This window comes from Amycolatopsis sulphurea (genome assembly GCF_002564045.1).
In the GTDB taxonomy this organism is placed as follows: Bacteria; Actinomycetota; Actinomycetes; order Mycobacteriales; family Pseudonocardiaceae; genus Amycolatopsis; species Amycolatopsis sulphurea.
In genome coordinates this window covers 815699-829392 of record NZ_PDJK01000001.1, presented here as the reverse complement: position 1 = coordinate 829392, position 13694 = coordinate 815699, and the positions used below count along the sequence as shown (strand labels likewise).

Here is a 13694-nt window from a genome sequence, read left to right as displayed (position 1 = left end):
CAGCGGCCCGGGTCAAGGGGGCCGGCGCCGCAACGTCGCCGCCCCGATGAGCAGCGCCAGGCCCGCGCAGCCGGCCACGATCAGCATGTTCCGCACGAGCGTGCCGTCCACCTCGGCGAAGTGCGTGACGTGCGTCAGCGCGTCCACCGCGTAGGACAGCGGCAGCACGTCCGACACCGCGTTCAGCAACCAGCTCATCGAATCGCGCGGGACGAACAGCCCGCACAGCAGGATTTGCGGCAGCACCACGACCGGCATGAACTGCACAGCCTGGAATTCCGTCCGGGCGAAGGCGCTCACCAGCAGCCCGAGGGCGGTGCCGAGCAGCGCATCGAGGACGGTGATCAGCAACAGCGCCCACAGCGGCCCGGCCACGCTCAGCCCCAGCCACAGCACGGACACCCCGGTCGCCACCACGACCTGGACCACCGCGACCGCACCGAACGCGAGCGCGTAACCACCGAGCAGGTCCAGCTTGCCCAGCGGCAGCGCCATCAGCCGTTCGAGCGTGCCGCCGGTCCGCTCGCGCAACGTGCTGACCGAGGTGAGCAGGAACATGATCGTGAACGGGAAGACGCCGAGCAGCGCGGGCGCGACAACGCTGAACCGCACGGCCGAATCGAGCACGTACCGCAGCAACACCATCAACGCGGTCGGGACGACCAGCAACAACGCGACGGTACGGGGATCGTGCCGCAACTGGGTCAGGATGCGCCGCGCGGTCGCCGCGGTCATCGCCGGATGGTTCACGCGCGGACCTCCTTCCGCCGGATCAACCGCAGGAAAGCCTGTTCGAGATCGGTGGTCCCGGTCCGTCCCCGGAGTTCGGCTGGAGTACCGGTCGCCAGCAACTCGCCCTCGCGCAGCAGCAGCAAGCGTTCACAGCGTGCTGCCTCGTCCATGACGTGGCTGGAGATCAGTAACGTCGTCCCGGCTTCCGCCCGGGCCCGGAACAACGTCCAGAGCTGTTCCCGCAACTCCGGATCACACCCGACGGTCGGCTCGTCCAGCACGAGCAGCTCCGGCTCCCCCAAGAGCGCGACCGCGAGGTTCGCGCGGGCCCGCTGGCCCCCGGACAGCTTCGCGACCACAGTGTGCGCAGCGGATTCGAGCCCGACTTCTTCCAGCGCCCGGCGCACCGACGCGCCACCGGCGCCCAGCACCGTGGCGAAGTACCGCAACGCCTCGGTCACCGTCAAATCGGCGTACACCGCAGGTTCTTGCGTCGCGTAGCCGATCCGGTGCCGCAATTCCGGATGTCCGGCCGGACGGCCCAGGACGGTGACCGCCCCGCTCGCGACGATCTGGACGCCCACGATCGACCGCAGGAGCGTGCTCTTGCCCCCGCCGTTCGGTCCCAGCAGCCCGGTGACCGTGCCCGGGGCGACCGCGAAACCGACTCCTCGCAAGACTTCCCGGCGGCCTCGCACGACGTGCAGGCCCTCCACCGAGATCGCCACGGGCCCGGCCGGCCTCACGGGTGTGTCCGCTTCGACTGCTCGGCGAACCACTCCCGCTGCCACCACCGGTACCGATAGCGATTCATGGTGAGGACCGCCAGGTTGCATACCAGCGCCAGCGCCCCGCACACCCCCAGCCACACGCCCAGCGCGGCCCCGAAGGAATCGGCCAGGACGGTCGTCTTGGACAGCGGCGGCGCGACGACCGCGCCGGATCGATCCACCCAGATCGAGATCGTGTCGCCGCGGTGCGTCCCAGAGCGGGCCGCGACGGGCCCCACTCTCGACGATCCGTCAGGTGCCCACCAGGTGGCATCCGTGGGCGCCGTGCGCGCGACGACCCCGCCACTGTGGTCCGATGAGAACGGAGGTCCGTCGGCGAGCAGAGTCGCGGTCGCCGGGTGTCGCGCGGCCTGCTGCGCCACGAAGATCCGCTGCTGACCGGCGTAGACCACGGAACCGGCGGTCACCGCGAACGGAACCGCGGCCAGCGCAAGGACCACGGCGCAGGAGATCAGCGCGGCCTGGATCCGGTCCGAGGTCCGGGCAACCGAGCGACGTCCGGGTACCAGCAGACGCCACCACCTCATGAGACGGCTCGCCGACGAACTCATGTCTCGCGCCTTCCGTCTGGGGCTGCGCTTTCCGGATCGGCTTGCGCCGCCGGGCAATCAGCGCGCCGGTTCCCGGATGTCAGTCACCTCCGCCACCGGGCGGCGCCGGGTCGTCCGCACCGAGTAGGCGTATCCGAGACGCAGCAAGGTATGCACGTGGCCCAGTCCCCCGAACAGCTCCAGGAGCAGGCCGCGCGTGGCAGCCGTCTCGAACGGCTGCGAGACGAATGACGTGGCCAGCCCGTCCGCGGTCGCGGCGAGCAGGACCCGCTGGAGCGCGAGTCCCGCGCGGACGTCGGCGGCCGTTCCCCGATCGTCGGTCAGCACCGCGGCCAGCAAAGGGTCTTGCTCGAACGGACGCGGCGGCACGGCCGGATTCTCGTGAGAGGACCGCAGGGACACGACGGGTGGGGCCTTCGCCGCCGGCCCGAACGCCGCGGTCGGCACGCCGTCCGGGCTGTCCGACGGACGCCCGGTCCAGTACGCCGCTTCCGCGCGGAATTCCGGGTCTGTCCGCTGCTCATGCTCGGCCTGCCGGATCAGGGCGGTCACCCGGGGATAGCGCCCTGTCCCGTCCAGGAATTCGAGACGGCCGCGTTCGGTCCAGGCGGCGGCGACGAGATGCGACCGCACCGCGTCCGACACCCGGCGGTCCGAGAACGGACGGCGGTTCGTGTGCCGGTGGAAGACCGCCTCGGCCAGCCGCCGCTCCGCCGCTGACGCCGGTCCGCCCCTTTCGAGGTCCACCACCGCCAGCAGGTCGTGTTCCGCGGCCACCGGCCGGATCCTCAGGTGGGCACGGAATCCCTCCGCCTGCAACGTAAGCAGCAGGTTGCACACCGCCGCACCACAGGACAGCCGGGCCTCCCGGCCCGCCGCGTCGGCGATCGCGAGCACCCGGCCGCGGTCCAGCCAGGTCTCGATCCGCGATCCGGTGACCACGAACCGCCACGGCTGGGTGTTCTGCGGGGAAGGGGCACGGACCGCGGCCGCGAGCGCCCGTTCGACGGCCGGGGCGAGGGAAGCGTTCATGGTGGTCTCCGGTCGGTCGGGCGGATGCCACCCAGCTTCGGCCGTTCGTGGCGCGTGCCCTACCGGCACCGGTCACGACCTCGAAGGACCAAGTGCTCTCACTCCCCGGCAGGTGGGATGACGTTCCTGGGACGCCGACAACAATGTGCGTCTCAGCAATCCCGGTCCCGGAGCGCCTCGCGAAGTTCGGCTAGGGCACGATGCTGGATGGCACGGACGTCGGCGGCCGGGATGGCGAGCATTTCCGCGGTCTCGCCGACGCTGAGTCCGACGACGATGCGCAATGCCAGGATCTCCCGCTGTAGCGGCGCGAGGCGGCTCAGGGCCGCCGGCTGCCCGGTACCCGTTCCGAACCGGTCACCGGCAACGATCCGGCAGGCGTCGGCCACCTTGTCGGCGGCGATCTCGTGCACGAGGTGGAGGAACGAGCCGCCACGGTCCCGGTGGCCGGGCAGTGCCCTGAGCACGGCCGCGCAGACATTCTGGGCGACGTCGTCGGCGGACAGATACGCAAGGTCGCGCCCTCCCAGCAACGCCCGGCAGTAGCGGGCCACGACGAGACGCAGGACGTGCACCAGCCGGGCGACGGCCGCCTGATCGTCCTGCCCCGCCGCGCGGACGAGCCGATCGAGGTCGTCCCCGGTGAACCTGCCGTTGGTCGACCGCGCCCGTCCGGCTGTGGCGGAGGAACCGTCGCGGCCGAACATCCCGGCGGCGGTCACTGCTCTGCGTCCAGGATCGGCGTACCACCGATCAGCCTGGCGCAACACTCCCTCTGCCTCATCGCCCACCGTCCCGTTCCTCGGCCCGATGTCTCTGCCCACGTGAGCGTCTCCCTCCCGCGCGAGCCCCGCGGAGAGCCGGGCTGCCTTGGCGCGAGGACCAAAGTCCCTTGACCTGCACCGTGTATTCAGGGCGATCACGGGAAACAGCGCGGGCGTGACCGAGCGCTACCCCCGCGAGTGTCGAGAGCGCCGTCGCGCACTCACGAGATCGGCGTGGTGATGCTGCGTGATCTCCTCGATGAACACCCGGCTCGCATACGTGTCTGGCACAATCCGGACGTACGCCGACGCACCGGACCAGGGAGATGCGATGTCCGCCCAGCTAGATGAGCTGATCGCGCAGTTCGAGAATTTCCAGGCCAAGGTGCGGCAGGCCGAGGCCGGCTTCTCCGGCGTCGGCGACATGCAGGAGCGGATCGCGCAGGTCGAGAACGCCGTGACCTCACCGGACGGCGCGGTCACGGTGGTCGCGGGCGCCGGTGGGACGGTGACCGACATCCGGCTCGCCGCCGGTGCCACGCGCCTCGGCTCGGCGCAGTTGTCCACGTTGATCATGAGCACCTTGCGCCAGGCGGTCGCCGGAGCCGTCCAGCAGCAGGCCGGAATCGTGGACGACGCCTTCGGTGACGCGTTCGGCGTCAACACCTCCGAGCAGGTCCGGCAGGCTCAGGCGGAGGCTTGGGGAACCGAGGCGGAGGAACCCGCGTCGGAGCAACCGGCACCGCAGCAGACCGCGCAGCGGGCAACGCCGCGGCGCCGTCCCGGACCGCGGGACGACGACGACTATTTCGAGGACAACTCCATCCTCCGCCGCGACTGATCCGACCGAGGGGCCTTCTCGATGGGAAACATCCAGACCAATGTCGACGCGATCTCCGGGTACGTCCGGCAACTCCCGTACTACGAGCAAGAAGGGGCCAAATTCGGCGGCAAGATCGACGCCGCCGACGTGACCGACCAGGCGTGGGGCGTCGTCGGGATCTTCGCCAAGCAGGGCTACACCGACCGCCTCCAGGAACTGCGCTCGCTGCTGGGCGAGATGCAGGACGGCGTGGACGGTTTCATCACCAAGCTGAACAAGGCCGCCGAGCTGTACCGGGGAGCCGAGGACGCCGGGAAGGTCACATTCGGCCGGTACGAGGCGGAAATCGACGGGGCGGGGAGGCCGGGCGAATGACGGAGGAAAAGAAGAGCATCGCCGACACGCTGAATGTCGCGCCGTACGACGAGAGCACGGGTGCGAACCTCGATCGCGCGGCGGGGTACGTGCCGGTGGCCGGGACGGTCTACAAGGCCGGCAAGTCGATCGCCGGCCACGCCCAGCAGGCAGCCCAGGCGGACAACCCCGGCGAGCTGGCTTCGGCGGGCGCCGCGCTGGTCGGCGACGGGGCGAAGTTCGTCGGCGCGGCCGCCGGCGACATGATCACCTTCGCGATGGACCCGATCGGCTGGCTGGTCAGCCATGGGCTGAACATGCTGCTCGAACTGGTCCAGCCGCTCCAGGACGCGTTGCACCAGGTCACCGGGGACGGTCCGGCGATCGGGCACGCGTCGGAGAACTTCGCCACGATCGCGCAGGGCTTCGTCGCCCTCGCCGACGATTTCGAGCGGACCGGCGACACGGCGCTGGCCGAGTGGGTGGACGACGCCGGCAACGCGGCGAAGGAAGCGCTGGGCGACTTCTCCTCGGGCATGCGCGGTGTCGGCTCGGCCGCCGGTTCGGTCGCCGAGGTCCTGCAGATGTGGTCGATGGTCATGGTGGTCATCGAAGAGGTGATCAAGGCGATCATCACCGAGCTGGTCTCCTAGCTGATCACCCTCTGGCTGCCCGCGCTCGCCGCGTCGGTGATCAGCTTCGGCGGCTCGGTCGCCGCCGCGATGACCGCCTCCATCGCCAAGGCCGCCAGCGTGCTCGCGAAGGTCACCCGGTACCTCGGCAAGTTCGGCAAGCTGCTGGACACGTTCATGCAGTTCCTGGTCAAGTTCTCGGGCAAGATCGAGGTGTTCACCAGAAAACTGCGCGTCGGGGTGATGCCGGGCGAGACCAAGTTCGGGATCGGCGCGGCCGCGCAGGGCTTCCAGCCGAGCAACCGGGTGCTCACCACGGGGTTCGGCACTTCGGTCGGCGCCCAGCCGTTCGTCGCCGGAGCGGGCGTCAAAGCCGGCATCGCGGCCGGGAGGTCCGCTTACACCGAAGGCAAAGACGCCGTCACGCCCGAAGGAGACGAACCGTGGTTCGACAAGAGCAAGATCGGCGGGGACAAGAGCCCGGAGGAGACCCGCAGGAACCTCGACATCTAGCCGCCACGCCGGAGGAGTTCGCCCAGTCGGCTCCCGCCGAGGCAAGACGACAGGCAATGGGGAAGATTCTCGAGCATCAGGACCGCCTCGACCGCAAGACCGAGCAGCTCAGGGTCCGTCCCGGGTTCCGGGAGCGGGTCGAGGAGTTCATGCGAGACCAGTGGCGCGAGCCGGTCGTCGCGCTGCGGCTCAGCGACGACAAGCTGTACTTCGACGTGCCCGGCAGGCGCCGGGACGGCACGGCCGCCGGACAGCGGGTCGTCCGGCGGTTCTTCTGGAACATTCTGCGTGGCGTCGGCAGGGCGGCCGTTGTCGTCTTCGCCCTGATGAACAGCGACGGCAGCACCGGCGGCACCAAGGGCGAGCGGAAGGCCGACGTGCAGGGCCCCGCGAACGCGATGGCGCTCGACCTGGTCGACCGGCTGCGAAAGCTGGACGGGCCGTGGCTGGTGTTCTCGCCGTCGTGCGTCGCCGTCGTGGACACCGGATCGACGATCATCGACCCGGCCGACGCGCCCCCGCCGCGGATCGTCTGGCAGGCACGCACACCGGAGCCTCCGGAGATCAAGTTCCGCGCGCGCACCCTGACCTGGCCGGACGGCTCGCGCTTCACTTTCCCGCTGTACAGCCGAACCGAGATTCAGCGCCTGCGGCAGTACCGCGATTCCCTGGACGGCAGGAGCCAGACGTAAACGCCGTGCCGCCACTCTCCCGCCGGGCGTGCCGTCAGTGCCCGAGGAGCGCATCGCGGCACGTCACCAGAAGTTCCCGGAGCCGGACGAATTCGCGCGGCGCGGCCGATGACGAGCCCGATGTCCTGCATGCGCGGTTCCTCGGCGAACGGGACTGCACGGCCGTCCCTGCACAGCCCGCGGAGGTCTGTGAAGGGGCCCTTCACAGACTCTGAGTCCGTGAAGGGCCCCTTCACAGACCCGAAACCGGTCCGGCACGCGGAGATCCGTCGACGCTTCTCCGGCAGCGACGTCTCCTCAAGGCTCGACGATGAACTTGCCCAAGACGCCGCGCTCGCCCAGACCCGCCACGGCCTCACCGGCCCTGTCGAGGGAAAAGGTGCCGCCAATGGGTGGGTCCACGGCGCCGGACTCCAGATACGGGACCAGCTTGTCCCACTCCCGCCGGGCGAAGCCCTCGCGCGGCATCGCGTATGCACCCCAGCCCACCCCGCGGACGTCGAGGTTGCCGTGCAACAGCCGATTCACCTTCACCGTCGGGATGTCACCGGCGGTGAAACCGATCACCAGGAGCCTGCCCAACGGGGCCAGGCTGCGCAGCGAGTCGGTGAATCGGTCACCGCCGACCGGGTCCACGACCACGTCGACACCCACGCCGTCCGTCAGCTCCTTGACGGCGTCCTTGAACCCGTCGGCCAGCACGACCTCGCCGGCGCCGATCGACTGCACGAAGCGGGCCTTCTCCTGGCTCGACACCACGGAGATCACGCGAGCGCCCATCGCTTTCGCCAGCTGGATCGTCGAGGTTCCGATGCCGCCCGCTGCACCGTGGACGAGGACGCTCTCGCCGGCGCGCAGCTGCCCGCGGGTGGCGAGGGCGAACATCATCGTCAGGTAGTTCAACGGCAGGCAGGCGCCCGCGGCGAAGCCGACCGTATCGGGCAGCGGGAAGACACTGCCCGCAGGCACGGCAGCCAGTTCGGCGAACGCGCCGATGCCCGGAAGCGCGGCCACCCGGTCGCCGGGTGAGAACCCGGAGTCCTGCGGCGCCTCGCGGACCACACCCGCGAGCTCGCCGCCCAGTACGAAGGGAAGCTCGGGCTTGTACTGGTATTTGTCCTGTGTCAGCAGGAGATCCGGGAAGTTGACCCCGGCCGCCTTGACCTCGATGAGCACCTCACCGGGGCCTGCGGCCGGATCGCCGACCTCGCCGACCTCCAGCGACAGTGGCCCGTCCGTGCGGGTCACCCGTGCTGCGCGCATGTACGGACTCCATTCTGGACAGTCGGTGCACCTGGTTCACCCGACGCTGCGCCCGGCCGGGATCGCTCAGGAACCGCTGCCGATCGCGGTCGATCGGTTCACTGCGCGGGCCTCAGGTTCCCGGCGAGCCAGTCGGCGGCGTCGTCGAGCCACAACCAGCGGGCGTTCGCGACGTTGTGGTCACCTTGCTCGATGAAGCGGTACGTTCCGTCCCGCACCTCCCCCGAGATCCACGAGCCGGTCATAGGACCGTTGACGAGGGGATCCCGGCCGCCGTCGACGAGGAACACCGGGGCCGCGATCGACGAGACCTCGGCCGTGACATCGAGGGAGTCCGCGAACCGGGCCGCCGCCTCCTCGCTGCCGGCCCGGACCGTGGCAAGGCTTCGGACATACGGCCCCATGGCCTCCCAGCCGGCCTTGGCGAACCCGCTGACCACGACCCCCGCCGCGAGCCGCTTCTCCCGTGCGAGTGCGGTCACGGTGTAGTGGCCGCCCAGGCTCGAACCCCAGATGCCGATCGACGACGGGGTCCACGGTCCGTCGAGACTCCGCAGCGTCTCGATCACCTCGGTCACCACCCGCGAGAAATCCGGGCTGAAGGGCTGCACCGTCGTCAGCTCGCCCTGCGCCGGGCCGTCGATCGCGACTGTCGACAGGCCGCGGGCAAGCAACACGTCGGAGACGGCGAGTTGTTCTTCCTTGGCACCGTCGAGGCCGGAGACGAGGAGGACCACCGGTCCGGTCGGACCGGCCTGCGCCGGATGCCTGAGCACCGCGCGGAAGGAGTCGCCCGACAACCTCCGGGCCTGCGGCTCACGGAGCGAGATCGCACGCCACTGCGCGCGGGCCGACGCTCCGTATCCGTCAGCCGACGCCGTGGGCCACGCCTGCGCGAAGTACAACCACACCGACGCGGCGCGATAAGCGGTCACGGCCGTCTCGAGCAGTCCGGCCTCGGCTGCCCTGTCCCCCGTATCCAGATGCCGGCTCGCGGCGCCGCGCAGCACGTCCGGCCACTGCTCCGGGTCGGGAATGGTCTCGACCAGTGCGTCGAACTCGTACCCGTCCAGGCCCGCCGCCACCGCACGCGAACGTGTCCCGGCGGCGAGATCGGCGACTATCTCGTTGGTCATGCGAATCCGTCCTTTGCTGCGTCCAGTCGGAGGGGTCGGGGGCTGCCGATGGTCATCGGAACCCGGCGAGTCGCTGACGCACCCGGTCGAAGTACACCGCGAGCAGCAGGATGAGGCCGGTCATCAGCATCTGCCAGCTGTTGTCGAAACCCTTGAGGGCCAACGCGTTCGACAGCACCTGAAGGAACGCGGTGCCGATGAGGGCGCCGTACACCGAGCCCGCGCCACCGGCGATGGCGACACCGGACAGCAGCGCCGCCGCGATGACGTAGAGGACGATCGACGAGCCTCCGGCCGAGGGATCGGCGATGGTCTGCCGGCCCGCCATCATGACGCCACCGAGCGCGGCACAGAGTCCGCTGAGGCCGTAGACCGCGGGGACGACCCATTCCCTGCGCACGCCGGACAGGGCGGCGGCCTCGGGGTTGCCTCCCACCGCGTACACCGACCGGCCGAACACCGTGTACTTCAGCGCGAGGGCAGCGACGACGACCAGCACGACCGCCAGGACCGCGCCGTACGGGATCCGGTTTCCCCATGCGTCGTTGCCGAGGAAAGAGGCCAGTTCGCTCCCGGAGGTGTCGATCTGCCGGTTTCCGGACCACAGCAGGGCAATGCCGCCGATGGCCGAGGCGGACGCGAGGGTCACGACGAAGAACGACATCTTGAACCGGCCGATCAGGAGGCCGTTGACGCCGAAGCCGATGGCCGCGCCGAGTCCCAGCGTCACGACCAGCGCGACGGGCTCCGGCCATCCTGCCTCGACGCACTTGGCGTAGGCGATTCCGGAGATGCTCAGGATGCTGCCCATCGACAGGTCCATGCCCCCGGACAGGATCACCATGGTCATCCCGATCGCCAGGATCGCCGGGATCGCGGTGGCGCGCAGCAGGTTCGTGACGTTCGCCGGCGAACTGAACGTCGGCTCGGTGAGCACCTCGACGACGATGACGAGGACGAGCAGCGCGGCGACCGCGATCATCGGTGTCGAAGGGCCCGCCAGCCGCTGCCGCCACGGTCTCGGCGTCGGCGCGGCCCGGACCTGCGCGGCCGCGGATGCGGCATCCTGCTCGCCAGGTCGTGGTGCGATCAGCTTCCGGATCATGGTTCTCGATCTCCCTAGGACGCGAACGACAGTCGCGTGACGGACTCTTCGGTTGCCTCGTCGCCCGCCTGCTCGCCGACCACCCGCCCCTTGGCCATGACCACGACGCGGTCGGCCAGGCGCAGGACTTCGAGCAGCTCCGACGACACGACGACCACCGCGATACCCCGGGCCGCGAGGGCCTCGATGATCGCGTAGATCTCGGCTTTGGCGCCCACGTCGACCCCCCGCGTCGGTTCGTCGAGGATCAGGACCGACGGATCACGCAGCAACCACTTGCCGATGACCACCTTCTGCTGGTTCCCGCCGCTCAACGTGCTCGCGAGCACGTCGAGACCGGCGGATCGCAGGTTGACCCGCGTGGCCACCTCGGCCGCGTGCTTGCGCTCGTGTCGCGGGAAGCGCAGCCCCCGGCGACCGAGCAGCCGCGCCGCCGCCATCGCCAGGTTCTCCTGCACGGACATGGTCAGTACCAGGCCCGTCCGCTTCCGGTCCTCCGGCACCAGCGCGATGCCCGTGGCGATCGCGGCCGACGGCGAGGTCAGGTTCACCCGCTTCCCGGCGACCTCCACGTCGCCCTGGAACGGCCATCGGCCGAACAGGGTTTCGGCCAGGCTGGTCCGCCCGCTCCCGGCCTGGCCGGCGATACCGACGATTTCACCGGGGCGCACTTGCAGGTCGATGTCGCGCAGACGCGAGGTACTCAGCCCCCGGACGGTCAGCGCCGGCGGCCGCGCATCCGGCTCGCCCCGGTCTCTGGCGCCGGGACGGGCGAACAGGTCGGACATCTCACGGCCGACCATCCGGTGCACCAGCTCGAGCTCGTCGGTCGCTGCCGTCTCGAGGTCGGCGACGTGGCGCCCGTCGCGGAGCACCACGAGCCGATCGGTCAGGTCGAAGTACTCGCGGAGCCGGTGCGTGATGTAGACGACCGCGCTCCCTTCCTCCTGGAGCCGCCGGATCATCGCGTACACGACCTCGGTCTCGTCTGCCGTCAACGAGCTTGTCGGCTCGTCAAGGAGCACGACGTCCGGACGACGCCGGACGACGCGGGCGATCGAGAGCATCTGCTGCTGGTGAAGCGGCAGTGTTCCGGCAACCGAGCGCGGGCCGATCACCAGTCCGAGTCCGGCGAGTTCCTCGGCCGCCCGGTCGTGCGCCCGGCGCCAGTCGATGCGACCGAATCGTCGCGGCAACCGGCCGTCGAAGAGGTTTTCGGTGACGCTCTGGCTGGGCTGGATCTGGATCTCCTGCGCGACCAGAGCGACGCCGAGGTCCCGCGCCTGCGCCGGGCTCACCAGGTCCGTCTGCCTGCCACCGATGCTGACGTGGCCGGCATCGGGCCGGTAGCTCCCGGCCATGATCTTGAGCAGCGTGGACTTGCCGGAGCCGTTTTCGCCGGCCAGGCCGAGGACCTCACCGGCGTGCAGGTCGAGGTCGACGCCGTCCAGCGCACGGACTCCGGGGAAGTCCTTCGTCAGGCCGCGTACCGACAGCACGAGCCTGCCGGAAGGCTGCGCCTCATGCGGGCTCACGACGCGTCCACGGGACACGCGACCTGCTCACGCTGAGCGGCGCTCACTTCGAGGATCGGCTTGTCGTCACTGGTCACTGTCGGCGCGAGACCGGTCGGCTCCAGGTCACGGCCCTCACCGATGCCGGTGGTGCGGACCGCGATCGTCGGCACCGAGGAGATCATGCTCTTGCTGATGCACTTGGGGTAGAGCGTCACGAACTTCGGCGCTTTCTTGCCCGTCGCCAGGTCGATCATGTACTTGACGGTGAGCTGGCCCTGCTCTGCCTGCCCCCACAGGAACGAGTAGTCGATGACGCCCTTGGACAGCGCCTCGTGGCCCACGGCGTCCACGTTGTAGCCGACGATGGTCAGCTTGTCGCGGACCCCGAGGTTCGTCGCCGCCCGCGACGCCGCGACCGCGTTGGTGTCGCTATAGGCCACGACGCCGACGGCATCCGGGTGCTGCTGGAGCGCCGCCTGGGCCGTGCTGAGCCCGCCCGCGATGTCATCGGTCTTGTTCTGGTAGGTGCCGACGACGGTGATCTTGCCGTTGCTGCATTTCTTGACCTCGTCGGTGAATCGTTGCTGCATGGCGACGAGATCGGCCTGCGGGTATCCGTAGGCGCCGTAGATCACGCCACCACCCTGCGGGTACTTCGTGCAGAACAGCCGGGCCGAGTTGACCGCACCGGTCAGCCGGTCCTGATGGAACGTCAGCGTCGCGTCGGCGAAGTTCGAGACCTCGCCCGCCACGACCGGGATGCCGGCCGCGAGGGCGCGCTTGCTCGGCGGCGTCATCGCGTCGGGAGACAGCGGGAAGAACGACGTCACGTTGGCCTTCTTCGAGGTCACCAGATCCATCGCGCTGATCATCGAGTTGATGGGGTCGTCGGCTTTCGCCTCGACCAGGAGCGGCGTGGCACCACACGCCTGCGCCGCGGCCTTGAACGCATCGTTGTACGCCTTGCCACCGGCGTTGGAGCTCCAGACGACGGCGCCGCCGATCGTCAGGCCCTTGCCCGACTCACATGTGGCCGCGGGACCCGCGTGGGCCTTGTCCAGCGCCTTGTCGGCGTCGGACTGCGACACCTTCTCCACCGGAACGTCGCCAGAGTTCTTCGAAGCGCCACATGCCGCTACCGCGACCACAGCCGCGACGGTCCCGACGACCGCCACAGCCGACCTCAACCAGTTCATGGTGGAACTCCTCAACCTGAGCGATTCAAGAATGGCCGGCCTGAAACCTCATCCGACAGTTTGTGATGCAACTTGTGCCGCATAACATCCCATGTGACCTGCCTCATGTCAACGCATCCGCGCCGAGATCCTGCGTGCGCACGCCCGGTCCCGCGCCCGGAAGGCAACGCCCTCGTCACGGCCGCCGCGACGACTCCCTTGCCGCACAACGCAAAACGCTCGGCTGGGGCACCCCCCAGCCGAGCGTCTCGCCAGGCACTTGGCCGGCAGCGGCGAACCACTTGTAGTGCGACGCCCCCGCGAATCCGCCGATACGCGAGCGGACCCACACCGCCGTCCACCGCAGGGTGTCGGCAAAGTTGATCGAGGACCCGTGATCAGCAGAGAGAGCCGTGGCTGCCGCGTCATCATCGACGGCGCCTGCCATCTCGATCGATTGCGCCCGGCAGCAGGCGAAGCGGAGGCGCTCGAAACGCGCGACCACCTCGTGGTGTGCGCCGGACCTGTCTCAAGTCCGTGAAGGACCCCTTCACGGACCTTCCACGGACCTCCGCAGCCTGCGCAGGGCCCCTCACACCGACTTTGCCGGAACC

14 protein-coding genes and 1 pseudogene are annotated in these 13694 nt (G+C 69.7%); 4 read left to right on the top strand and 11 right to left on the bottom strand.

The genetic code is table 11. The annotated features are described in order from the left end of the window. Window positions 1-12 precede the first annotated feature (12 nt). The 5 genes from ATK36_RS03815 to ATK36_RS03800 all read right to left on the bottom strand — a co-directional run bounded on the left by ATK36_RS03815 (window position 13) and on the right by ATK36_RS03800 (window position 3813). The gene (locus ATK36_RS03815) at window positions 13-735 is read right to left on the bottom strand and encodes an ABC transporter permease (RefSeq protein WP_098510321.1); all 723 of its coding nucleotides are present in this window, start codon (window positions 733-735) and stop codon (window positions 13-15) included. A gap of 11 nt (window positions 736-746) precedes the next feature. Then, window positions 747-1460: an ABC transporter ATP-binding protein gene (locus tag ATK36_RS03810; RefSeq protein ID WP_245914301.1), complete on the bottom strand. Its 714-nt coding sequence runs from the start codon at window positions 1458-1460 to the stop codon at window positions 747-749. 14 nt (window positions 1461-1474) lie between these two features. After that, complete coding sequence (locus ATK36_RS31230; RefSeq protein ID WP_141544359.1) at window positions 1475-2074, bottom strand: Rv1733c family protein; 600 nt, start codon at window positions 2072-2074, stop codon at window positions 1475-1477. Window positions 2075-2131: 57 nt separating this feature from the next. Then, window positions 2132-3106 (bottom strand): Acg family FMN-binding oxidoreductase, encoded by a 975-nt coding sequence (locus tag ATK36_RS03805; RefSeq protein ID WP_098509831.1) that lies wholly within the window; start codon window positions 3104-3106, stop codon window positions 2132-2134. A gap of 152 nt (window positions 3107-3258) precedes the next feature. Next, window positions 3259-3813 (bottom strand): sigma factor-like helix-turn-helix DNA-binding protein, encoded by a 555-nt coding sequence (locus ATK36_RS03800; protein ID WP_098510320.1) that lies wholly within the window; start codon window positions 3811-3813, stop codon window positions 3259-3261. Window positions 3814-4201: 388 nt separating this feature from the next. Between ATK36_RS03800 and ATK36_RS03795 the strand changes: the two genes are divergently transcribed. The 4 genes and pseudogenes from ATK36_RS03795 (at window position 4202) to ATK36_RS03780 (ending at window position 6884) form a co-directional block, all read left to right on the top strand. Then, window positions 4202-4711 carry a YbaB/EbfC family nucleoid-associated protein gene (locus ATK36_RS03795; RefSeq protein WP_098510319.1) on the top strand — a complete coding sequence of 170 codons (510 nt, stop codon included), beginning with the start codon at window positions 4202-4204 and terminating at the stop codon, window positions 4709-4711. 21 nt (window positions 4712-4732) lie between these two features. Further along, window positions 4733-5068 carry a hypothetical protein gene (locus ATK36_RS03790; protein WP_098509830.1) on the top strand — a complete coding sequence of 112 codons (336 nt, stop codon included), beginning with the start codon at window positions 4733-4735 and terminating at the stop codon, window positions 5066-5068. After that, window positions 5065-6192 (top strand): annotated as a pseudogene (locus ATK36_RS34365) (hypothetical protein). The gene ATK36_RS03790 and the pseudogene ATK36_RS34365 overlap by 4 nt, the downstream one beginning before the upstream one ends. A 56-nt stretch (window positions 6193-6248) precedes the next feature. Further along, window positions 6249-6884: a hypothetical protein gene (locus tag ATK36_RS03780; protein ID WP_098509829.1), complete on the top strand. Its 636-nt coding sequence runs from the start codon at window positions 6249-6251 to the stop codon at window positions 6882-6884. 297 nt (window positions 6885-7181) lie between these two features. Here ATK36_RS03780 and ATK36_RS03775 read toward each other — a convergent pair whose 3' ends face one another. The 6 genes from ATK36_RS03775 to ATK36_RS03750 form a co-directional block, all read right to left on the bottom strand. Beyond that, on the bottom strand, window positions 7182-8147 hold the full coding sequence (locus tag ATK36_RS03775; protein ID WP_098509828.1) for an NADPH:quinone oxidoreductase family protein: 966 nt from the start codon (window positions 8145-8147) through the stop codon (window positions 7182-7184). 98 nt (window positions 8148-8245) lie between these two features. After that, the gene (locus ATK36_RS03770; protein WP_098509827.1) at window positions 8246-9283 is read right to left on the bottom strand and encodes an alpha/beta hydrolase; all 1038 of its coding nucleotides are present in this window, start codon (window positions 9281-9283) and stop codon (window positions 8246-8248) included. 52 nt (window positions 9284-9335) lie between these two features. Beyond that, on the bottom strand, window positions 9336-10388 hold the full coding sequence (locus tag ATK36_RS03765) for an ABC transporter permease (protein ID WP_098509826.1): 1053 nt from the start codon (window positions 10386-10388) through the stop codon (window positions 9336-9338). Window positions 10389-10402: 14 nt separating this feature from the next. Then, window positions 10403-11923, bottom strand: coding sequence for a sugar ABC transporter ATP-binding protein (locus ATK36_RS03760; RefSeq protein WP_170069582.1), 1521 nt, complete (start codon window positions 11921-11923; stop codon window positions 10403-10405). Further along, window positions 11920-13101 carry a sugar ABC transporter substrate-binding protein gene (locus ATK36_RS03755; protein WP_098509824.1) on the bottom strand — a complete coding sequence of 394 codons (1182 nt, stop codon included), beginning with the start codon at window positions 13099-13101 and terminating at the stop codon, window positions 11920-11922. The genes ATK36_RS03760 and ATK36_RS03755 overlap by 4 nt, the downstream gene beginning before the upstream one ends. Window positions 13102-13276: 175 nt before the next feature. Further along, window positions 13277-13585 carry a hypothetical protein gene (locus tag ATK36_RS03750; RefSeq protein ID WP_098509823.1) on the bottom strand — a complete coding sequence of 103 codons (309 nt, stop codon included), beginning with the start codon at window positions 13583-13585 and terminating at the stop codon, window positions 13277-13279. Window positions 13586-13694: the final 109 nt, after the last annotated feature.

Coding starts and splice junctions, on each gene's coding strand:
- ATK36_RS03765 (WP_098509826.1), bottom strand. CDS start 10,388: ATGATCCGGAAGCTGATCGCACCACGACCTGGCGAGCAGGATGCCGCA.
- ATK36_RS31230 (WP_141544359.1), bottom strand. CDS start 2,074: ATGAGTTCGTCGGCGAGCCGTCTCATGAGGTGGTGGCGTCTGCTGGTA.
- ATK36_RS03800 (WP_098510320.1), bottom strand. CDS start 3,813: ATGTTCGGCCGCGACGGTTCCTCCGCCACAGCCGGACGGGCGCGGTCG.
- ATK36_RS03790 (WP_098509830.1), top strand. CDS start 4,733: ATGGGAAACATCCAGACCAATGTCGACGCGATCTCCGGGTACGTCCGG.
- ATK36_RS03780 (WP_098509829.1), top strand. CDS start 6,249: ATGGGGAAGATTCTCGAGCATCAGGACCGCCTCGACCGCAAGACCGAG.
- ATK36_RS03755 (WP_098509824.1), bottom strand. CDS start 13,101: ATGAACTGGTTGAGGTCGGCTGTGGCGGTCGTCGGGACCGTCGCGGCT.
- ATK36_RS03775 (WP_098509828.1), bottom strand. CDS start 8,147: ATGCGCGCAGCACGGGTGACCCGCACGGACGGGCCACTGTCGCTGGAG.
- ATK36_RS03805 (WP_098509831.1), bottom strand. CDS start 3,106: ATGAACGCTTCCCTCGCCCCGGCCGTCGAACGGGCGCTCGCGGCCGCG.
- ATK36_RS03795 (WP_098510319.1), top strand. CDS start 4,202: ATGTCCGCCCAGCTAGATGAGCTGATCGCGCAGTTCGAGAATTTCCAG.
- ATK36_RS03770 (WP_098509827.1), bottom strand. CDS start 9,283: ATGACCAACGAGATAGTCGCCGATCTCGCCGCCGGGACACGTTCGCGT.
- ATK36_RS03815 (WP_098510321.1), bottom strand. CDS start 735: ATGACCGCGGCGACCGCGCGGCGCATCCTGACCCAGTTGCGGCACGAT.